We start from the raw sequence: 18,484 nt of genomic DNA, 5'->3' as shown, positions 1-18,484 counted from the left end.
TGGCAACTGCCCACCGCACATGATGTGCAGGCGACTACTGTCAGTGTCCGTCGGGCGACGTAGGGCCGGATCCCCCGGCCCGCCCGGCCGACCCCGCGACGGCGCATGCCCGCGTGGCGTCGCGGACCAACGGACCAGTACGAGGACCCCGATGTCTCACCTCCGCGCCCCCGCCGCGCGAGCAGACCGCCGTGAGGGCGGGCGGCACGGCCGGCCGGCCTCACGGACCGCCCCCGCGCCGCACGAGACTCAGATACGGCCCCAACTCCTGCGTCTCGCCGTGCTGCCGCCCGTGGCGGTCGCCCTCAGCGCCTGCGCGGCCGTCCTGTTCACCGTCCGCTCCACCGGCACACGGCCCGGCCCCGTCCTGTGGGCCGTGCTCGGCGGAGCGGTCTCGGTGGCACTGGCGGCCGTCGTCATCGCCGCCGTCGCCGCCGGCCGCGCCGCGCGGTCCGTGCACGACCGGGTCGGCGCGCTGCGCCGCAGCACCGCACGCGGGGAGGGCGATCTGCGCGCCGTGGTCGAGGCGTTGCGCCGCGGTGAGACCCCGGCCCGGCGCAAGCCGGCCGGCGGACCGCCGGACGACGCAGACGACTTCGACCTGCTCGCGGCCGACCTCCACCGGGCCCACGACGGCGCCGTCACCGCCGTCGTCAAGGCCGCCCAGCTCTCCAGCCAGGCCGGCAGCGAACAGAAGCTGGAGGTCTTCGTCAACCTCGCCCGGCGCCTCCAGTCCCTGGTGCACCGGGAGATCTCCATCCTGGACGAGCTGGAGAACGAGATCGAGGACCCCGACCTCCTCAAGGGCCTCTTCCACGTCGACCACCTCGCCACCCGCATCCGCCGCCACGCCGAGAACCTCGCCGTGCTCGGCGGCGCCGTCTCCCGCCGGCAGTGGAGCAACCCGGTGGACATGACGGAGGTGCTGCGGTCCGCCATCGCCGAGGTCGAGCAGTACTCCAGGGTCAGGCTGGTCCCGCCGATCGACGGCACCCTGCGCGGCCACGCCGTCGCCGACGTCATCCACCTGCTGGCCGAACTCGTCGAGAACGCGACGCTGTTCTCGGCTCCGCAGACGCAGGTGCTGATGCGGGCTGGCCTCGTCACCTCGGGCCTCGCCGTGGAGGTCGAGGACCGCGGGCTCGGCATGCCCGCCGCCGAGCAGAGCCGGATGAACGCCCTGCTCGCCGACCCCGACCAGGTCAACGTCGCCCGCCTGCTGGCGGACGGCCGGATCGGGCTGTACGTGGTCTCGCAGCTCGCCAAGCGGCACGGCATCACGGTCCGCCTGCAGACCAACATCTACGGCGGGGTCCAGGCGGTACTGGTCCTGCCGCAGGCCCTGTTGGGCACGGCGCCGGCCATTCCCGACGCCGGGGACCTGCCGCAGGAGGCCACGGGAGCCACGCCGTCGTCCGTCCCGCCCCCGCAGCAGCCCCGGCCACCGGCCGCACCGCCACTGCCCGCGTCCACTGAGCCCACGGCCCCGGCGCCGCCGCTCGCAGGGACGTCCGTGCCCGGCACCGGGTCGCCTGCTCCCGCCGTCGCGGGCAGCGGGGTACCCACTTCCGCGGTACCGGCCTCCGCGCCCCCCGCTCCGACCGCGCCGCTCGCGGGAATGCCCGTCCCCGCCGTGCCGAGCACCGGGACGCCCGCTCCCGCGGTACCGGCCGCCTCCGGGGCACCCGTCCGCGCCGTCCCGGGCAGCGGGCCGCCGGCTCCCGCCGTGCCCGGCGCCGGGGTCGCCGCTTTCACCGGGCCGGCCTCGGACGTGCCCGCCTCCGGGGCGGCCCCCTCCGCCGTGCCTGTCCCCCCGGCGCGCGTTCCCGCCGTCCCCGCAGCGCCGGTGCCCGACGGAGCCCCGGCGTCTCCCGTCACCGAGGGCGGGGGACCCGCGCCGCTGCCCGTACGGGGTGCCCGCGCGGAACGGGCCAACCCCGCCGCCGCGGTGCCGGGCGTCCGGCCGGGTGACCGGGGCGTCCTCGCCGAGCACGCCGCCACACCGCCGGTCCCGCAGCACGGCGCCGTGCGCGGCAACATGGGCAAGCCCCGACTGCCCCGCCGCCGCGCCCACGAGCACATCGCGCCACAGCTGCGCGGCGGTCCCGCACCGCGCCCCGACACCGACCCCGGGCAACTCGTCGGCCACGACCCCGGCCTGATGGCGGCCTTCCAGCGCGGCGTGGGTCTCGCCGAAGCCCAGCAACACCTGGAAGGGGCCCGGACCGAACCCGAGCCGCTCCCCACCGCGCCCGTCACCCCCGACGCGTCCCACCGGGAGCCCGCCCGCACCGCGTACGGCGAGACGCACCGCCTGCCCGCGCCCCGGACCGACCGCCCTGCCGCGCACGACGGGAGCGAACCGGCCGGATGACAGCACCCCCGCCCACCCCCACGACCAGCGCTCCCGCAGACCTTCGTACCCCAAGGAGTCGATCCACCATGGCGAGCGACGCGCCGACCGGCCACGTGTCCGACCTCGACTGGCTGATGAGCGGCCTCGTGCAGCGCGTACCGCACACGACCAGTGCGGTGCTGCTGTCCTGCGACGGACTGGTGAAGTCCGTCCACGGCCTCGACGCGGACAGCGCCGACCACATGGCGGCCCTGGCCTCCGGCCTCTACTCCCTCGGCCGCAGCGCCGGCGTCCGCTTCGGCGACGGCGGGGACGTACGCCAGGTCGTCGTCGAACTCGACACGACCCTGCTCTTCGTCACCACCGCAGGCTCCGGCACCTGCCTCGCCGTGCTGGCCGGCCGGGAGGCCGACGCGGCCGTGCTCGGCTACGAGATGGCGATGCTGGTCAAGAGCGTTCGCCCCTACCTGGTCACCGCGCCCCGGCAGTACGCCGTGGAACCCCCGGCGATGAGGCCTTGAGGGTGGCCGCGGCCGGCGACGGGCCCTGGCTCGACGACGCGGCCGGACGGCTGGTACGCCCCTTCACCGTCAGCAACGGCCGTACCCGGCCCACCGTCGCGCTCGACCTGATGTCCCAGGTGATGGCCACGGGGGCGACCCCGCTCGGCTACCTCGGACCCGAACACGCGCAGGCCCTCGACCTGTGCCGCGCGCCCCTCCCGGTCGCCGAGCTCGCGGCGCACCTGAGGCTGCCGGTCGCGGTCACCAAGGTGCTGCTGTCGGACCTCGTCGACTGCGGCGCGCTGACCACCAAACCCCCCGCCGCGTTCCACCACGACCCCACGGACCGGGCCCTTCTGGAGGCAGTGCTCGATGGACTACGACGACAGCTCTGACCACGGCCACGGCCACGACCACCGACAGGGCGCCGATCCGTTCCCCACCGCGCTGAAGATCCTCGTCGCCGGCGGGTTCGGAGTCGGCAAGACGACCTTCGTCGGCGCGGTCAGCGAGATCGCACCGCTGAGCACGGAGGAACTGCTCACCACCGTCAGTGCCGCGACGGACAACCTCGACGGCATCGAGAACAAGCTCGAGACGACCGTGGCCATGGACTTCGGCCGCATCACCCTCGACCCGCGGCACGTGCTGTACCTGTTCGGGACCCCCGGACAGGAACGGTTCTGGTTCATGTGGGACGAGCTGTGCGAGGGCGCGCTCGGAGCGGTGATCATCGCCGACACCCGGCGCCTGGAGGAGTCCTTCGCCGCCGTCGACTTCTTCGAGGAGCGCGGCCTCGGCTTCGTCGTCGCGATCAACGAGTTCGACGGGGCCCACCGCTACGCACCCGAGGAGGTGCGCGCGGCCATGGACCTCCACCCCGAGGTTCCCGTCGTGCGCTGCGACGCCCGGATCTCCAGCTCCGGCGTACAGACGCTGCTCACCCTCGTACGCCACCTCATCGCCCACACGCCGGCCCCCGCGACGGGATTCGGCGCAGGGGTCCGGCCATGAGCTACGACCCGCCGCGCCCGGTCGGACGCCTGCTGCTCACCCCCGAGGACCGGGACGCCCCCGCCCGGGTGCGACGGCTGCACCGGCTCGGGCTGGCGCAACGCCCCGATCCGGCCCTCGACACCTTCGCGGCCCACCTCGCCGGGCTCGTCGAGGCGCCGTACGCGATGGTCAACTTCCTTGTGGAGGGAGGCCAGTTCTTCGCGGGACTGCGGGTCCCCGAGATCCCGCCGGTGAGAAGCGGGGACGGCACCGGTCCCGGGTTCGGCCGCGTCCAGCCCCGCGACCGCGGCTTCTGCCCCCACGTGGTGGCCCGGCGCAAGGCGCTGGTCCTGGAGGACGTGCGCGACTACCCGCGCTTCGCCGGCAACGCGGTCGTCGACGAGTTCGGCATCCGCTCCTACCTCGGCGCGCCCCTCATCGACAGCACGGGGACGGTGCTGGGCACGGTCTCCGCCGCCGACGTACGGCCCCGGACGTGGGGCAAGGCCGGCCTGGAGACCGTCAAGTCGTCGGCGGACGACCTCGTGCGGCGCATCGAGCGCAGCGCCGAGGACGGGCTCCCGCTGTGAGCCGCCGGGGAACGGTGCGACCGGCGCTCGGGGCGTGAAGGAAAGCTGGGGCAGGGCTTAAGAAAGGCTCGATGGACCCGGGGTGCCCGCGTACGGCAGATTGCTGTGCGATTCCACTTCCCTCCCCGGACGCGGGCCGCTTCGGCATGCCCGGCGCGGGGACCACACCCGTCAGGAGCCGTAGCGTTGAAGGCGCTGGTCAAGGAGAAGGCGGAGCCCGGGCTCTGGCTCGCGGACGTCCCCGAGCCCGCCGTGGGACCCGGTGACGTGCTCATCAAGGTGCTGCGCACCGGTATCTGCGGCACCGACCTGCACATCCGGGCCTGGGACGGCTGGGCGCAGCAGGCGATCCGCACCCCGCTCGTCGTCGGTCACGAGTTCGTCGGCGAGGTCGTCGAGACCGGGCGGGACGTCACCGACATCAAGGCCGGCGACCGCGTCAGCGGCGAAGGACACCTCGTGTGCGGCAAGTGCCGCAACTGCCTCGCCGGCCGGCGCCACCTGTGCCGTGCCACGGTCGGCCTCGGCGTCGGCCGGGACGGGGCGTTCGCCGAGTACGTGGCCCTGCCCGCCGCCAACGTCTGGGTGCACCGCGTCCCCGTCGACCTCGACGTCGCCGCGATCTTCGACCCGTTCGGCAACGCCGTGCACACCGCGCTGTCCTTCCCGCTGGTCGGCGAGGACGTCCTCATCACCGGCGCCGGCCCGATCGGCCTGATGGCCGCCGCCGTGGCCCGGCACGCGGGCGCCCGCAACGTCGTGATCACCGACGTGAGCCAGGAACGACTCGACCTCGCGCTCAAGGTCGGTGTGAGCCTCGCCCTCGACGTGTCGAAGGCGACCATCGCCGACGGCCAGCGCGAACTGGGTCTGCGCGAGGGCTTCGACATCGGCCTGGAGATGTCCGGCCGCCCCGAGGCGATGCGCGACATGATCGCCAACATGACGCACGGCGGCCGGATCGCGATGCTCGGCCTGCCCTCCGAGGAGTTTCCCGTCGACTGGGCCCGGATCGTCACCTCGATGATCACGGTCAAGGGCATCTACGGCCGCGAGATGTTCGAGACCTGGTACGCCATGTCGGTCCTGCTCGAAGGCGGCCTCGACCTCGCCCCCGTGATCACCGGCCGCTACGGCCACCGCGACTTCGAGGCGGCCTTCGCCGACGCCGCCAGCGGCAAGGGCGGCAAGGTCATCCTCGACTGGACCGCGTGAGTCACCGCGTACGTCACCGCGTCAGCCAACTGTCCTCCTAGGAGCTTCCGAGATGTTCGACTCCGTGCGCGACGACCTGCGCGCCACCCTCGACGAGATCCGCGCCGCCGGCCTGCACAAGCCCGAGCGCGTCATCGGCACCCCCCAGTCCGCGACCGTGAACGTCACCGCCGGCGGGCGCCCCGGCGAGGTCCTCAACTTCTGCGCCAACAACTACCTCGGCCTCGCCGACCACCCCGAGGTCGTCGTCGCCGCCCACGAGGCGCTGGACCGCTGGGGCTACGGCATGGCGTCCGTGCGCTTCATCTGCGGCACCCAGGAGGTCCACAAGGAACTGGAGGCCCGCCTCTCCGCGTTCCTGGGACAGGAGGACACGATCCTCTACTCCTCCTGCTTCGACGCCAACGGCGGCGTCTTCGAGACCCTCCTCGGCCCCGAGGACGCGGTGATCTCCGACGCCCTGAACCACGCCTCGATCATCGACGGCATCCGCCTGTCCAAGGCCAAGCGCCTGCGCTACGCCAACCGCGACATGGCCGACCTGGAGGCGCAGCTCAAGGCGGCCGGCGACGCCCGCCGCAAGCTGATCGTCACCGACGGCGTCTTCTCCATGGACGGCTACGTCGCCCCGCTCGACGAGATCTGCGACCTCGCCGACCGCTACGACGCCATGGTCATGGTCGACGACTCGCACGCCGTCGGCTTCGTCGGCCCCGGCGGACGCGGCACCCCCGAGTTGCACGGCGTCATGGACCGCGTCGACATCATCACCGGCACCCTCGGCAAGGCCCTCGGCGGCGCCTCCGGCGGCTACGTCGCCGCCCGCGCCGAGATCGTCGCCCTGCTGCGCCAGCGGTCCCGGCCGTACCTCTTCTCCAACACCCTCGCCCCGGTGATCGCCGCCGCCTCCCTCAAGGTCCTCGACCTGCTGGAGTCGGCCGACGACCTGCGCGTCCGCCTCGCCGGGAACACGGCCCTGTTCCGCCGCCGGATGACCGAGGAGGGCTTCGACATCCTGCCCGGCGACCACGCCATCGCGCCCGTCATGATCGGCGACGCGTCGAAGACGGGCCGCATGGCCGAGCTGCTCCTGGAGCGCGGGGTGTACGTGATCGGCTTCTCCTACCCGGTCGTCCCCCAGGGCCAGGCCCGCATCCGCGTGCAGCTGTCGGCCGCCCACTCCACCGAGGACGTGCACCGCGCGGTGGACGCCTTCGTGGCGGCGCGGGAGGAGCTGGGCGCCTGACGCCGTCCGGCCGGCGGGGCCCGACCTGAGAGAATCGACGGCGTGATCGAAGCGCGGCGGCTGCACATCCTCCGAGCGGTGGCGGACCACCGCACCGTGACGGCGGCTGCCGCCGCGCTCTACCTCACCCCGTCGGCGGTCTCCCAGCAGCTGACCGCCCTGGAGCAGGAGACCGGGCACCGCCTGGTCGAGCGCGGCGCCAAAGGCGTACGGCTGACCCCGGCCGGGGAGATCCTGCTCAGCCACACCAACGCCGTCCTCGCCCAGCTGGAGCGGGCCGAGGCCGAGCTCGCCGCGTACAGCTCGGGCGAGGCCGGCACGGTCACGGTCGCCGCCTTCGCGACCGGCATCACCCTGGTCGTCGGGCCCGCGCTGGCCCGGCTCGCCGAGTCGGCGCCCGGCATCCGCATCCGCGTCCAGGACGCCGAGGGCGACGCCAGCCTGCCGATGGTCCTGGACCGCCAGGTCGACGTGGCGGTCGCCGTCGAGTACCGCGGGGCGCCGTCGGCCGACGACCCGCGCCTGACCCACGTCCCGCTGTACGCGGAGCCGTTCGACGCGGTCGTCCCGGTCACCCACCGCCTCGCCGACGCCGCGGAGGTGCCGCTCGCGGAACTGGCCAAGGACCCGTGGATCGGCCCCTACCCCGGCAACCCCTGCCACGACGTGGTGGTCCTGGCCTGCGAGATCGCCGGTTTCCAGCCCCGCCTCGAACACTCCTCGGACGACTTCCGCGCGGTGGTGTCCCTTGCCGCGGCCGACGCGGGCGTGGCGCTCGTCCCGCGCTCGGCGCTGCTCGGCATGGACCTGGCCGGCGTGGTCGTCCGCCCCGTCGACGGCGTGGCCCCCACCCGCCGGGTCTTCGCGGCCGTACGCCGGGGAGCCGAGGGGCATCCGCTGATCCGCCCGGTGCTCGACGCGCTGGAGGCGGTCGCCGAGCGGTAGGCGCCGCGCGCCGACGAGCCGGCCGGCCACCGGGAACCGGCCGCCCGCCCCCGCGATCCGCGCCGGCCTGCGCGTGACGATGCACCTCCCGGCCCCCGACCGAGGCGACGGGAGCCCGCCCGCGCACGCCGAGCGTGTTCGCCGACGTGCCGGGGCCAAGGGAGCGGCACCCCCTGCCGGGTGGACGCGGGCCGGGGCGATCCCCGACCACGCGGCGAGCCCTGAGGGCGTCCCGCGGCCGACGCACCTCCACTTCGACCAGGTCGGCGCCCCCGCGGCCGGCGCCTGATGCCCCGCCGGCTGTCAGTGGCGGCGGCTACGGTGCCTTGCATGCCGGACGCCGAAGACGTACGCCGTATCGCCCTGTCCCTGCCGGACACCACGGAGAAGATCGCCTGGAGCATGCCCACCTTCCGGGTGGCGGGCAAGATGTTCGCCACGCTGCCCGAGGACGAGACCTCCATGGCGGTGCGCTGCCCCAAGGAGGAGCGCGCCGAGCTGGTGCTGGCCGAGCCGGAGAAGTTCTGGATCGCCGGCCACGAGGCCCAGTTCGCCTGGGTGCGGGCGCGCCTCGCCGCCCTCGAGGGCGAGGACGAGCTGCGCGACATCCTCGCCGACTCCTGGCGCCAGGCGGCCCCCTCCCGGCTGCTGGAGGCACACCCTCGGCTGGGCCTCCCGGCCGGGAGCTGAAAACCCCTCGGGCGTTGTCGGTGCCCCGTGGCATGATCCGGTGACATGCGTGGCAGCCGGGGCCGGAGGGGGGTCCCGGCTGCCGGGAGCGGCGGGGAGCAGGGCCGGGAGAGCGCGGGGCCCGGCCCGCGGCACAGGGCCGGTGGGACCGGCCGGGGAGGGGAGCGCGCGGGATGGCCGGGACGTCATCGGGGTCCACGCACGAAGGGCCGGCCCAGCAGAAGGCGGCACAGTCCGTCTGGTCGCGGGACTTCGCCCTGTTCTTCGTCGCCAGGGCCGTCGCCCGGCTCGGCGACACCATGCTGCCCGTCGCCCTGGCCGCGGGCCTGCTCCAGCACGGGTACGGGGCGGGCGCCGTCGGCCTCGCCATGGCCGCGACGGCCGCCGCCTTCGCCGGTCTCGTCGTCTTCGGCGGTGTCCTCGCCGACCGTTTCAGCACCCGCAGACTGATGATCGGCGCCGATCTGGTGCGCCTGGTCACCCAGGCCCTGACCGCCGTGCTCTTCTTCTCGGGACACGTGGTCCTCTGGCAGATCTGCGCGATCGGCTTCGTCAACGGCGTCGCGGGCGCCGTGTTCCAGCCCGGCGTCGCCAGCACCGTGCCCCGGCTGGCCTCCGACATCCAGGGCGCCAACGGCGCCGTGCGCGTCGCCGAGTCCGCGGCCCAGCTCGCCGGCCCCGCCGCGGCCGGACTGCTGGTCGGCTTCGCCTCACCCGGTGGGGTCTTCGCCGCCCACGCCACCACCTACGCGGTCAGCGCCCTGTGCCTGCTGCTGCTCCGCCTGCCCCCGCTCCCGCCCCGGGAGCGCGCCGGCCGCGCCGCCGAGGCCTTCCGCGCCGACCTCGTCGAGGGATGGCGCGAGTTCCGGTCGCGGACGTGGCTGTGGGGCGTCATCGCCGTCTGGGGCATCTACATGATCGCCGTCTGGGGCCCGACCGTGCCCCTGGTCGCCACGGAGGTCGTGCAGCAGCACGGGCCGCGCGCCTACGGCCTGGTCAACTCGGCCCTGGGCGCCGGCACCGTCGTCGGCGGACTCCTCGCGCTGCGGCTGCGCCCGCGCCGCATGCTCCGCGCGGGCGCGGTCGCCCTCTTCGGTTTCGCCGCGTTCCCGGCGAGCGTCGGCGCCGGCCTCGGCGTACCGGCCATGGCCGCCGGAGCGGCCGTCGCCGGCGCCGGCATGTCCTTCTGGGGCGTCATGTGGGCGACCAGCGTGCAGACCCAGGTCCCGCCCGACGTCCTCAACCGCATCCACGCCTACGACGTCGCGGGCTCCCTCGCCATGATGCCCGTCGGCCAGGCCCTCGCCGGCCCGGCGGCCTCGGCCCTCGGTGCGGACCACGTCCTGCTCGTCGCCGGTGCGATGAGCTTCGTGGTCTGCACCACCCTCCTCGTGATACCGGCGGTGCGGGGCCTGGTGCGCGTCGACGCGCGCGCGGCCGGTCCGGGCCGGACGGCGCTGCGCGGACGGGCCCGCGCGGAGCAGGGCTGACCTGCGCGGCGACCGCCCGCCGCGAAAAGCGGTGCGCGACCACCGGCCCGAGTGCGGTATGGTTTTCCTGCGCGTTCGGCCAGGGGAAACCCCAGGTCACACGGGCAACGGGACGTGGCGCAGCTTGGTAGCGCACTTGACTGGGGGTCAAGGGGTCGCAGGTTCAAATCCTGTCGTCCCGACTCGTACGAGTCGCAGGTCAGGGCCGGTTCGGAGTGATTCCGAACCGGCCCTGACGTTGTGCGGCCGTGCGTTCCACGCCCGCACACCGGTCACGTGACCCGCAGGACCGAGCGCCGAGGCGCCCGCCCCGGTGAGTGCCGCCGGAGCCGGCGCCCCGAGCCCTCAGATCACGCAGCCCACATGCGCCAGGGCCTGCTTCAGCAGCACCCCGTGCCCGCCCGGCATCTCGCTCTGCACCGCCGCCGACAGGGCCTCCTGCGGGCTGAACCAGACCAGGTCCAGAGCGTCCTGCCGGGGCCGGCAGTCGCCGGTCACCGGCACGACGTAGGCGAGGGAGACCGCGTGCTGCCGGGGATCGTGGTAGGGCGTGACCCCGTGGGTGGGGAAGTACTCCGCCACCGTGAAGGGCTGGAGGGAGGACGGCACCCGGGGCAGCGCCACCGGGCCCAGGTCCTTCTCCAGGTGGCGCAGCAGGGCGTCGCGGACCCGCTCGTGGTGCAGCACCCGGCCGGAGACCAGGGTCCGGCTGACCGTGCCGTCCGGCCCGATGCGCAGCAGCAGGCCCACGCTGGTGACTTCGCCGCTGTCGTCGACGCGCACGGGCACGGCCTCGACGTACAGGATCGGCATGCGTGCGCGCGCCATCTCGAGCTCGTCGGTCGTCAGCCAGCCCGGCGTGGTTTCGGTCATGTCAGACATCGCTTGATCATACTTTCGGCGTCTCGTGCTTCCTGGGCGGCGCTCCGGGACTGTGACCGTCCCCACGTCGCTCAGCCGTCGTCGGGGTCGTCGCCGGGCAGTCCGTACACCCGGCGTGCGTTGTCACGGCTCGTCCACCGCGCGATGCGCAGCGCGTCCGGCAACGCGAGTTCGTCGGCGTCCACCCGCTCCTGCAGCAGCCCGGCGAGACCGTTTCGGAAGGACAGCGCCCCCAGGTGGTGGAACTCGGCCACCCCGTAGGCGTCGGAGCTGTACAGCAGCTTGCGGAAGGGCGTGATCTCCAGCGCCTCCGCCAGGACCGCCCCGGCCCGGGCGGGGCCGACGTGGTGCAGGGTGAGGCCCACGTCGAGGTACACCCGCTCGAAGACGGCCGACAGATAGGCCGCCTGCCGCTGGTAGGGCCAGCAGTGCAGCAGCAGGACCGGGACCGTCCCGGCGGTCAGGTGGAGCCAGTCGGTGAGGTGGGCGGGATCGGCGCGGTGCAGGCGGATGTCGCTGTCGCCGAACCCGGTGTGCAGTTGCAGCGGCCGTCCGAGGTCGACGGCGGTCCACAGCAGGTGCCGGACGAGCACCGGGTCGTCGAGCCGGCCGCCGCGCGCCAGCCAGCCGCGGGCGGCCGACGTCACCTCCCCGGGCGACGGGCGGGCCGGATCGAGGTCGAAGCCCGTGCGGTAGGCGGCCACCGACTTCACGCCCACCACGTCCGGCCGCCGCACCGCCTCCCACGCGGCCGTGCGGAACGCCTCCGCGTACGCGTCCGGCTCCACACCCCCGGCCGCCACCGCCTCCGCGACGGCCTCCAGCCGGACGATCTCGTAGGCCACCGCGTCCGCCGCCCCGGCCAGCCCGGCCGGCGTGGTCGTGCGGTGCGGGGCGTACCCGGTGTCCACGCAGAACACGCCCGTGTCCGCGGCCCGCAGGAACCGCCGGTTCACCTCGGTGGCGCCGAGCTCGGACCGCCGGGCCAGGTACGCGTCCGGCGGCGCGTGGCGGGGCAGGTCCAGCAGCGGCGCGCAGTGCCGGCGGACGGCGAGGCCGACGGGGCTGTCGAAGGGCGAGACGCCGGGCCACGCCTCGCCCTCGGTGAGCAGGGACTCGAAGCCCGCCCGGTCCAGGTCGTCGGTGACGGCCCCGTGGCAGTGGTGGTCGACGAGGTCCAGGGCGGCGAGCGTCTCGTGGACGGGGCCTGCGGCCATGTCAGTAGACCCAGCGGTAGGCCGCGGCGACCCGGTCGTCGTCCAGCCCGTCGACCGCCGCGATCTCGCCCCGCCGTACCGCGGTCACCGCGTCGGCCAGGACCGGCCCCAGCGCGTCGCGGAGCACGTCGTCCGCGCGGAACGCCTCGACGGACTCCGCGAGCGAGACCGGCAGCCGGCGCACACCCCGGGCCGCCGCCTCGGCCGCACCCAGCCGTGCCGGGTCGCCGGCGGTCTCCTCGGGCAGGGAGGCGGAGGACGTCACGCCGTGCAGCCCGGCGGCGATCACGCAGGCGAGCGCGAGGTACGGATTGGCGGCCAGGTCGACCGGCTTGACCTCGAGATTCGCCGCCTGGTCGCGCACTCCCGCGGTGCCGGTGACCACGCGCAGGGCCGCCTCGCGGGTCTCCCGGCCCCAGGCGGTGAACACCCCGGCCCACTGGGACGGTTTGAGCCGCAGATGACTGGCCGGGCTGGGCGCGGTCACCGCGGTGAGCCCCGGCAGGTGGGAGAGCACCCCGGCGACCAGCGACTCCGCCTCGGCCGTCATGCCGTACCGGCCCGCACCGCCGGCGTGCAGGTTCTTCCCGTCCCGCCAGGCCGAGAGGTGGAGGTGACCGCCGTTGCCGACGCCGCGCGCCGAGACCGCGGGGGAGAAGGAGACCCGCATCCCGTGCCGCTGCGCCACCGCACGGACGGTCTGGCGCACCAGCACACTGCGGTCGGCCGCCGCCACCGGGTCGAGCGCCCCCACGGAGACCTCGAACTGCCCCGCCGCGTACTCGGGATGCAGTTGCTCCACGTCCACGTCCTGCGCCGCCAGGGCGGCCAGCAGATCGGCGGCGCAGTCGCTCAGCCCGACCTGCCGGGCTGCACCGTACGCCGGCCCGGTCACGGCCGGCACGAAGGTGTCGTCGGGTGCGTCGCTCCGGCCGAGGACCCACTCGATCTCGACGGCGGCCCGGAAGGTGATCCCGTGCCGTTCGGCGGCTTCCGCCACCGTCCGGCGCAGGAGGGTCCGCCCGCACGCCGGATGCGGCTCGCCCTCCTGCGTGATCCGGTCCACCGGCGCCCACGCCCAGCCGGGCTGCGCCGCGAGGACGGTCAGCCGCTCCAGGTCGGGGAAGAGGCGCAGGTCGCCGTCCGGGGAGCCGAGGACGTCCGTCGTGACGATCGCGTCGTTCGCGAGGAAGGTGTCGAACACCGGCGACATCCCGACGCCCCAGGCCGCGGCCGAGGCGAGCTTCGCGGTGGGCACGGTCTTCACCCGGCCGATCCCGGCGGTGTCGACGTACGCCAGGACGACACCGTGGACGCCCTGCCCGGCCAGCTCACCGCTCAGCGAGGCGGCCCGCGCGACGTCACCGGGCCGTCCGCCGGGGACGGGATCGTCAGGAACGGTCATACGTCCTCCCGGACGGGGACGGGGAACGGTGCGGGCGGGGCGGTGCCGTCGCCCGCCAGGGCGGTGCGCGGCGGCGCGGGGCCGCCCGCCGGGGTGTGGCTGTCGCTCACGTCTCGGCTCCTTCGCGCGTGCGCCGCCCGTCGCCGACCATTGTGCCGCCCCGTCGATCACGGTGTCCCGGGATTCGGCGAGGGCGGGCACGGCGACGCCCCGCGCCCGGGGACGCGGGGCGGGTGCCGTGCGGCGCGGTCAGTCGAGGTTGCCGGGCTGCGGGGAGGGGGTCTTGCCCGCCAGCACCGTCTGCAGCCGTTCGGTGCCCTGCTTCGTCGCCTGCTGCACGGAGTCGGTCTCGCCGCCGCTCAGGCCGCCGCCCGTGACCGCGACGGCGTCCGTGCCGACGCGCACGGCGGCGACGTCCAGGGTGAGGGTCGCGGGGTTGCCGCCGGAGGTGCCCTGCACCGTCACGTGCACGCCCGCGCGGGCGTCACCCACCTTCGGCACCGACGCCTCGGTCACCTGCACCGTCCGCTTGTCGCCGCCCGAGTCGTCGGTCGCGGTGAACTGGTCGCAGGTCTGGGGGAGCGCGTTCATCCACTTCAGGGAGGTGTCCAGCTGGGTGCGGTTGTAGGCGGCGACCTGCTCCAGCAGACGGGAGTCGCCCTGCTCGAAACCGGTGAGCGCCGACGCCCCGGACGGTGTGCCCAGCAGATCGCCGGAGTAGAGCCTGTCGAGGAGCTGCTGGCACTCCGCGGCGTCGGCCTTCGCGGACAGGAAGTCGGACACGTCGACCTTGCCGACGAGCATGTTGTCGTGCCACTTGTCCGCGTCCTGCACCTGGTTCCAGTCGTCCTCCACGTCCGCCTCCGTGATCAGCGCGGCCTTCGCGCCGGAGGTGGTGAGGGCCACGGGTGAGGCCGTGGGGGAACCGGTGGGAGCCGCCCGCACCGCGTCGCGTTCGACGGCGGGCGACGCGGCCCGGGCGGCCTCCTCGGCGGCGGTGTCCGAGGCGGAGTCCGCCCCGCCGTCGCCCGAGCAGGCCGCCGTGGTCAGCAGCGCGCCGGCCGCGAGCGCGGAGGCGAGGAGACGGACGGGGTGGGACGGACGACGGCTCATCGCGGATGCCTCCTGGGGGACGTGGCACGGTGTCCTCAGGGCATCACCGCGGCGGTGGCGTCACCAGCGCACGGGGCCGTCCGGGTGAGCGGCGCCACCGGCGGCGTCGCCAGGACCGGGCCGGGACGCCGGTGACGTACAACTGGCGCCCCGGCCGCCCGGCTGCCCGGCGGCGCGCGGTCAGCCCGCGCGCTCCAGACAGTCCCGCACCGTGTCCTTGTCCACGGCCGCGCGCACCAGGGCGGCGGCCAGGACGGCCGGGTCCGTCCGGCCGGCGAGCTCGAGCAGCCGGCCCGCGTCCTCGGGCAGACCCAGGCGCCGCGCCCCCTGCAGCGCCTTGCGGTCGAGACAGGGTGCCGCCTCCGGCCAGACCCGCTGGGCCTCGCGCAGGAAGATGTCCGCGCCGGCCGGTCCCACACCGGGGAACTCCTGGAGCAGGCGCCGCAGTTCGGGCACCTCGCCGTCCGCCTCCTTCCGCAGCCGGCGCAGATCCCCGCCCCACCGTTCGATCAGCAGCCCGGCCCCGTCACCGAGCTGCGTCGCGGTGCGCTCGTCGTAGCGCCGGTAGCCGCCCCGGCCGAGGGCGTCCACCCGCTCCTGCCGACGGGCGCCGGCCATGCGGCGCGGGTCGCCGAGTCCGGCCTCGTCCAGGGCCCGGGCGGTCGCCACCGCGATCGAGCCGCGGATGCGGGCGCTGAGCAGGTGGGCGAGCACCAGGAGCCGGTACAGCGGCTGCGGGGTGTCCTGCAGCCGGATGCCGGCCTCCTCGGCGTACGTCTGTCCGTGCGCGCCGACGAGTTCCCGCACGACGCGCTCGTCGCGGCCCGCCACTAGGGCTTCAGCGGGTCGTGGCCGATCGTCATCAGCCGGTGCCTGAGCCGGGAGTCGTCGGCCCGGGGCTCGTTCTCCAGGTCGGCCTGCGAGGTCACGGTGTCCACGACCTTGCGCATCGCGCGCAGGTCGTCCTCCGTCAGGTCCGTGCGCCGTTTCTGCAGGATCGAGAGGACGTGCTGACCGAGCGGCGGGCCCGCGTCGTCCGGCAGTGGCTCGGTCAGCTCGCCGGAGTCCCGGACCCGGAGCCAGTCCGCGAGTTCGGCGGACGTCATGTTCACCACGCGGTGGAAGTCCTCCCACAGCGCGTCGAGTTCGAGGGCGTCGGCCATGGTGCCCCTCTTTCGTCGTACGGATGTGCGGATGTGCTGGTGTGCTGATGTTCTGGTGTGCATGCGCGGGCGTGCGCAGGGGCGAGGCGTCAGGGCAGGCGTGCGGCGCTCGCGCCGCTCCTCGCCGCCAAGCCTGCGGTGGTGCGGAGCAGAGAGTCCCGCTCCTCCTCGCAGGTGCCTCCCCACACGCCCGATGTCGGCACCGTCTCCAGTGCCAGCGCCAGGCACTGCGTTCTCACCGGGCACCGGGCGCAGACGCTCTTGGCGGCCGCGACGTCCCGCAGAGCCGGTCCGGTGGTGCCCACCGGGAAGAACAGTTCGGGGTCCTCATCCACGCAGGCGGCGCGGCGCAACCACTCCATGGGGGCGCGGGTGCCCTGGGGGGTGGGGGGCAAACGCCCCCGCCGCTCAGCGGGCGAGCACGCCGTCCAGGAAGCGCGTGACGTCCGTGAACACCTGCGCGCGGTTCGTCTCGTTGAAGACCTCGTGCCGGGCGCCCGGGTAGATACGCTCGGTGAGGTCTCCGCCGCTGAGCTGCTCGACGCCGACGCGGCTGCCGGGCAGGGGCACGAGGCGGTCGTCGTCGCCGTGCACCCACAGCAGCGGCAGCCGGCCCACGTCACCGCCCTCGGCGACGGTCTCGAGGGTCCGGACGAACGCCTCCAGCGTCGGCCGTTTCATCGGGCCGTGCCACACCAGTGGGTCCGCCGCGTACGCCGCGCCGACCGCCGGGTCCCGGGAGAGCGAGGACGGACTGATCGGGGTGTCGGGGATCTCGTCCAGGGCGAGCAGGCGGCGCGGCAGCTCCCAGTCGCCGATGACCGGGCCGGACAGCACCAGCGCGGTCAGCCCGGCGGGGTGGCGCTGCGCGTAGCGGGAGGCGATCAGGCCGCCCATGGAGTGGCCGAGCACCACGAGGGGCAGGTCGGGGCGGGCGGCCCGGGCGAGTTCCGCGACGGCGTGCACGTCGGTGACCACGTCCTCGAAGTCCTCGATCAGCACCCGCTCGCCGTCCGACGTGCCGTGCCCGACGTGGTCGGGGCCGTAGACGGCCGCGCCGTGCGACGTCAGCACGCCGGCCACCTCCTCGTAGCGGCCGGCGTGCTCCCCGTAGCCGTGGACCAGCAGCACCGCGTACCGGGGCCGCTCGGCGGACCACTCGCGGACGGTGATCCGGCCACGGGTTCCGGACAGGACGTGCTCGCGGGCCTCGGCCATGTCTCCTCCAGCTGCGTCGGTGCAGGTCGCCCGGAGGATCTTCCCAGGGAGGCGGCCGGAGGTCTATAGTCCAAAACTAGCAGTGCTAATTTCGGCTGCGGGAATGAAGGAAGCAGGCTCGCGGAGGCCGGCCGGCGGCGACCCCGCCCGGCGGCCGAGCGACGACGGTCAGGAGTCACCACGTGCGTCCCGTCCACTTCGCGGCCGCCCGCCGCACCCCGATCGGCAAGCTGCGCGGCGCCCTGTCCGCGGTACGGCCCGACGACCTCGCCGCCACCGTGATCCGTGGCCTGGTCGCCGACGTGCCCGCGCTCGACCCCGCCCGCGTCGACGACGTGTACTGGGGCGCCGCCAACCAGGCCGGCGAGGACAACCGCAACGTCGCCCGCATGGCCGCCCTGCTCGCGGGCCTGCCCGAGACGGTCCCCGGCGCCACCGTCAACCGGCTGTGCGCCTCCGGCCTCGAAGCCGTCACCACCGCCGCCCGCACCATCGCCGCGGGCGAGGCCGACATCGTGCTCGCCGGCGGCTCGGAGTCGATGAGCCGCGCCCCCTTCGTCCTGCCCCGCCCCGACGAGGCCCTGCCGCACCGCATCGAGACCGCCGACACCCGGCTCGGCTGGCGCCTGGTCAACCCGGCGATGAAGGACCTGCACGGCCTGCTGGCCATGGGGGAGACCGCGGAGGAGGTCGCCGCGCGGTACGACGTGTCGCGCGAACGGCAGGACGAGTTCGCCCTGCGCAGCCACCGCCTGGCCGCCGAGGCCCGGAAGAACGGCCACTTCGACGCCGAACTGCTGCCCGTCGAGCGCCCCGACGGCGTGGTCGTCGACGCCGACGAGTGCGTCCGCGAGGACACCTCCGTCGAGAAGCTGGCCCGTCTCAAGCCGGTCTTCCGCGCCGGCGGCACGGTCACCGCGGGCAACGCCTCCCCGATGAACGACGGCGCCGCGGGCCTCCTGCTGGTCAGCGAGGAGGCCCTGAACGACCTGGGCCTGGAGTCGCTCGGTCGCTATGTGGCAGGCGGCTCGGCGGGCGTCCACCCGGACGTCATGGGCATCGGCCCGGTCCCCGCCACCCGCAAGGTCCTCGCCCGCGCCGGCTGGGGCATCGACGACATCGCGGAGGCCGAGTTCAACGAGGCGTTCGCCGCCCAGGCCCTCGCCTGCGTCGACCAGCTCGGCATCGACCCCGCCCTGGTCAATCCCACCGGCGGCGCCATCGCGCTGGGCCACCCGCTCGGCTGCTCCGGCGCCCGCATCCTGACCACCCTGCTCCACCGCATGCGCCGCACCGGCGGCGCCCGGGGACTCGCCACCATGTGCGTCGGCGTGGGGCAGGGCAGCGCGGTGCTGGTCGAACGGCCGTAGACCGGCCCCGTGAAGGGGCTCCCGACCGGGACGGCCCAGGACCTGGGCGCCGTCCGCCGTCACCCACCGACCCCACTGCAGAGCC

19 protein-coding genes and 1 tRNA gene are annotated in these 18,484 nt (G+C 74.7%); 12 read left to right on the top strand and 8 right to left on the bottom strand.

Going from position 1 to position 18,484, the window contains the following annotated elements:
- Positions 1 to 151: 151 nt before the first annotated feature.
- The 11 genes from ACGF3H_RS08745 (at position 152) to ACGF3H_RS08695 (ending at position 10,213) form a co-directional block, all read left to right on the top strand.
- Positions 152 to 2,374 carry an ATP-binding protein gene (locus tag ACGF3H_RS08745; protein WP_362494593.1) on the top strand — a complete coding sequence of 741 codons (2,223 nt, stop codon included), beginning with the start codon at positions 152 to 154 and terminating at the stop codon, positions 2,372 to 2,374.
- Between the two features lie 68 nt (positions 2,375 to 2,442).
- The gene (locus tag ACGF3H_RS08740) at positions 2,443 to 2,877 is read left to right on the top strand and encodes a roadblock/LC7 domain-containing protein (RefSeq protein ID WP_362494590.1); all 435 of its coding nucleotides are present in this window, start codon (positions 2,443 to 2,445) and stop codon (positions 2,875 to 2,877) included.
- Positions 2,878 to 2,879: 2 nt separating this feature from the next.
- Entirely contained in the window at positions 2,880 to 3,254 is a 375-nt protein-coding gene (locus tag ACGF3H_RS08735; protein ID WP_019330485.1) for a DUF742 domain-containing protein, read from the top strand.
- Positions 3,232 to 3,873: an ATP/GTP-binding protein gene (locus ACGF3H_RS08730; RefSeq protein WP_362494587.1), complete on the top strand. Its 642-nt coding sequence runs from the start codon at positions 3,232 to 3,234 to the stop codon at positions 3,871 to 3,873. The genes ACGF3H_RS08735 and ACGF3H_RS08730 overlap by 23 nt, the downstream gene beginning before the upstream one ends.
- Positions 3,870 to 4,445 (top strand): GAF domain-containing protein, encoded by a 576-nt coding sequence (locus ACGF3H_RS08725; RefSeq protein WP_362494584.1) that lies wholly within the window; start codon positions 3,870 to 3,872, stop codon positions 4,443 to 4,445. The genes ACGF3H_RS08730 and ACGF3H_RS08725 overlap by 4 nt, the downstream gene beginning before the upstream one ends.
- Positions 4,446 to 4,631: 186 nt before the next feature.
- Positions 4,632 to 5,660 (top strand): L-threonine 3-dehydrogenase, encoded by a 1,029-nt coding sequence (tdh, locus tag ACGF3H_RS08720; protein ID WP_362494582.1) that lies wholly within the window; start codon positions 4,632 to 4,634, stop codon positions 5,658 to 5,660.
- A gap of 52 nt (positions 5,661 to 5,712) precedes the next feature.
- Positions 5,713 to 6,906 carry a glycine C-acetyltransferase gene (locus tag ACGF3H_RS08715; RefSeq protein ID WP_362494579.1) on the top strand — a complete coding sequence of 398 codons (1,194 nt, stop codon included), beginning with the start codon at positions 5,713 to 5,715 and terminating at the stop codon, positions 6,904 to 6,906.
- Between the two features lie 42 nt (positions 6,907 to 6,948).
- A complete protein-coding gene (locus ACGF3H_RS08710; RefSeq protein WP_362494577.1) occupies positions 6,949 to 7,851 on the top strand; it encodes a LysR family transcriptional regulator in 903 nt (300 codons plus the stop codon).
- 330 nt (positions 7,852 to 8,181) lie between these two features.
- Positions 8,182 to 8,541, top strand: a complete 360-nt coding sequence (locus ACGF3H_RS08705; protein ID WP_362494574.1) for an MmcQ/YjbR family DNA-binding protein — start codon at positions 8,182 to 8,184, stop codon at positions 8,539 to 8,541.
- A 173-nt stretch (positions 8,542 to 8,714) separates the two neighbouring features.
- Positions 8,715 to 10,031: an MFS transporter gene (locus tag ACGF3H_RS08700; protein ID WP_362494572.1), complete on the top strand. Its 1,317-nt coding sequence runs from the start codon at positions 8,715 to 8,717 to the stop codon at positions 10,029 to 10,031.
- Positions 10,032 to 10,139: 108 nt separating this feature from the next.
- Positions 10,140 to 10,213: transfer RNA gene (locus ACGF3H_RS08695), tRNA-Pro, on the top strand.
- A gap of 163 nt (positions 10,214 to 10,376) precedes the next feature.
- Here ACGF3H_RS08695 and ACGF3H_RS08690 read toward each other — a convergent pair.
- The 8 genes from ACGF3H_RS08690 to ACGF3H_RS08655 form a co-directional block, all read right to left on the bottom strand.
- The gene (locus ACGF3H_RS08690) at positions 10,377 to 10,904 is read right to left on the bottom strand and encodes an NUDIX hydrolase family protein (protein WP_189231746.1); all 528 of its coding nucleotides are present in this window, start codon (positions 10,902 to 10,904) and stop codon (positions 10,377 to 10,379) included.
- 80 nt (positions 10,905 to 10,984) lie between these two features.
- The gene (locus tag ACGF3H_RS08685; RefSeq protein WP_362494569.1) at positions 10,985 to 12,130 is read right to left on the bottom strand and encodes an amidohydrolase family protein; all 1,146 of its coding nucleotides are present in this window, start codon (positions 12,128 to 12,130) and stop codon (positions 10,985 to 10,987) included.
- Position 12,131: 1 nt separating this feature from the next.
- The gene (locus ACGF3H_RS08680; RefSeq protein WP_362494566.1) at positions 12,132 to 13,535 is read right to left on the bottom strand and encodes a glutamine synthetase family protein; all 1,404 of its coding nucleotides are present in this window, start codon (positions 13,533 to 13,535) and stop codon (positions 12,132 to 12,134) included.
- A gap of 249 nt (positions 13,536 to 13,784) precedes the next feature.
- On the bottom strand, positions 13,785 to 14,648 hold the full coding sequence (locus tag ACGF3H_RS08675; protein ID WP_362494563.1) for a hypothetical protein: 864 nt from the start codon (positions 14,646 to 14,648) through the stop codon (positions 13,785 to 13,787).
- A gap of 180 nt (positions 14,649 to 14,828) precedes the next feature.
- Positions 14,829 to 15,479 carry an endonuclease gene (locus ACGF3H_RS08670; protein ID WP_362494561.1) on the bottom strand — a complete coding sequence of 217 codons (651 nt, stop codon included), beginning with the start codon at positions 15,477 to 15,479 and terminating at the stop codon, positions 14,829 to 14,831.
- A complete protein-coding gene (locus ACGF3H_RS08665) occupies positions 15,479 to 15,811 on the bottom strand; it encodes a DUF3140 domain-containing protein (RefSeq protein ID WP_362494559.1) in 333 nt (110 codons plus the stop codon). Before ACGF3H_RS08665 ends, ACGF3H_RS08670 begins: the two co-directional genes overlap by 1 nt.
- Before the next feature lie 89 nt (positions 15,812 to 15,900).
- Positions 15,901 to 16,173, bottom strand: a complete 273-nt coding sequence (locus tag ACGF3H_RS08660) for a WhiB family transcriptional regulator (RefSeq protein ID WP_362494556.1) — start codon at positions 16,171 to 16,173, stop codon at positions 15,901 to 15,903.
- A gap of 46 nt (positions 16,174 to 16,219) precedes the next feature.
- Positions 16,220 to 17,029 carry a lysophospholipase gene (locus tag ACGF3H_RS08655; protein WP_362494554.1) on the bottom strand — a complete coding sequence of 270 codons (810 nt, stop codon included), beginning with the start codon at positions 17,027 to 17,029 and terminating at the stop codon, positions 16,220 to 16,222.
- 182 nt (positions 17,030 to 17,211) lie between these two features.
- Between ACGF3H_RS08655 and ACGF3H_RS08650 the strand changes: the two genes are divergently transcribed.
- Positions 17,212 to 18,399: a thiolase family protein gene (locus tag ACGF3H_RS08650; RefSeq protein ID WP_362494552.1), complete on the top strand. Its 1,188-nt coding sequence runs from the start codon at positions 17,212 to 17,214 to the stop codon at positions 18,397 to 18,399.
- Positions 18,400 to 18,484: the final 85 nt, after the last annotated feature.

The sequence above is a fragment of the Streptomyces sp. NPDC048185 genome (assembly GCF_043202495.1).
Taxonomy (GTDB): Bacteria; Actinomycetota; Actinomycetes; order Streptomycetales; family Streptomycetaceae; genus Streptomyces.
The sequence above is the reverse complement of the archived record's forward strand: the minus strand, read 5'-3'. Positions and strand labels throughout refer to the sequence as shown.

Coding starts and splice junctions, on each gene's coding strand:
- ACGF3H_RS08745 (WP_362494593.1), top strand. CDS start 152: ATGTCTCACCTCCGCGCCCCCGCCGCGCGAGCAGACCGCCGTGAGGGC.
- ACGF3H_RS08740 (WP_362494590.1), top strand. CDS start 2,443: ATGGCGAGCGACGCGCCGACCGGCCACGTGTCCGACCTCGACTGGCTG.
- ACGF3H_RS08730 (WP_362494587.1), top strand. CDS start 3,232: ATGGACTACGACGACAGCTCTGACCACGGCCACGGCCACGACCACCGA.
- ACGF3H_RS08725 (WP_362494584.1), top strand. CDS start 3,870: ATGAGCTACGACCCGCCGCGCCCGGTCGGACGCCTGCTGCTCACCCCC.
- ACGF3H_RS08715 (WP_362494579.1), top strand. CDS start 5,713: ATGTTCGACTCCGTGCGCGACGACCTGCGCGCCACCCTCGACGAGATC.
- ACGF3H_RS08705 (WP_362494574.1), top strand. CDS start 8,182: ATGCCGGACGCCGAAGACGTACGCCGTATCGCCCTGTCCCTGCCGGAC.
- ACGF3H_RS08700 (WP_362494572.1), top strand. CDS start 8,715: ATGGCCGGGACGTCATCGGGGTCCACGCACGAAGGGCCGGCCCAGCAG.
- ACGF3H_RS08690 (WP_189231746.1), bottom strand. CDS start 10,904: ATGACCGAAACCACGCCGGGCTGGCTGACGACCGACGAGCTCGAGATG.
- ACGF3H_RS08685 (WP_362494569.1), bottom strand. CDS start 12,130: ATGGCCGCAGGCCCCGTCCACGAGACGCTCGCCGCCCTGGACCTCGTC.
- ACGF3H_RS08680 (WP_362494566.1), bottom strand. CDS start 13,535: ATGACCGTTCCTGACGATCCCGTCCCCGGCGGACGGCCCGGTGACGTC.
- ACGF3H_RS08675 (WP_362494563.1), bottom strand. CDS start 14,648: ATGAGCCGTCGTCCGTCCCACCCCGTCCGTCTCCTCGCCTCCGCGCTC.
- ACGF3H_RS08665 (WP_362494559.1), bottom strand. CDS start 15,811: ATGGCCGACGCCCTCGAACTCGACGCGCTGTGGGAGGACTTCCACCGC.
- ACGF3H_RS08660 (WP_362494556.1), bottom strand. CDS start 16,173: ATGGAGTGGTTGCGCCGCGCCGCCTGCGTGGATGAGGACCCCGAACTG.
- ACGF3H_RS08655 (WP_362494554.1), bottom strand. CDS start 17,029: ATGGCCGAGGCCCGCGAGCACGTCCTGTCCGGAACCCGTGGCCGGATC.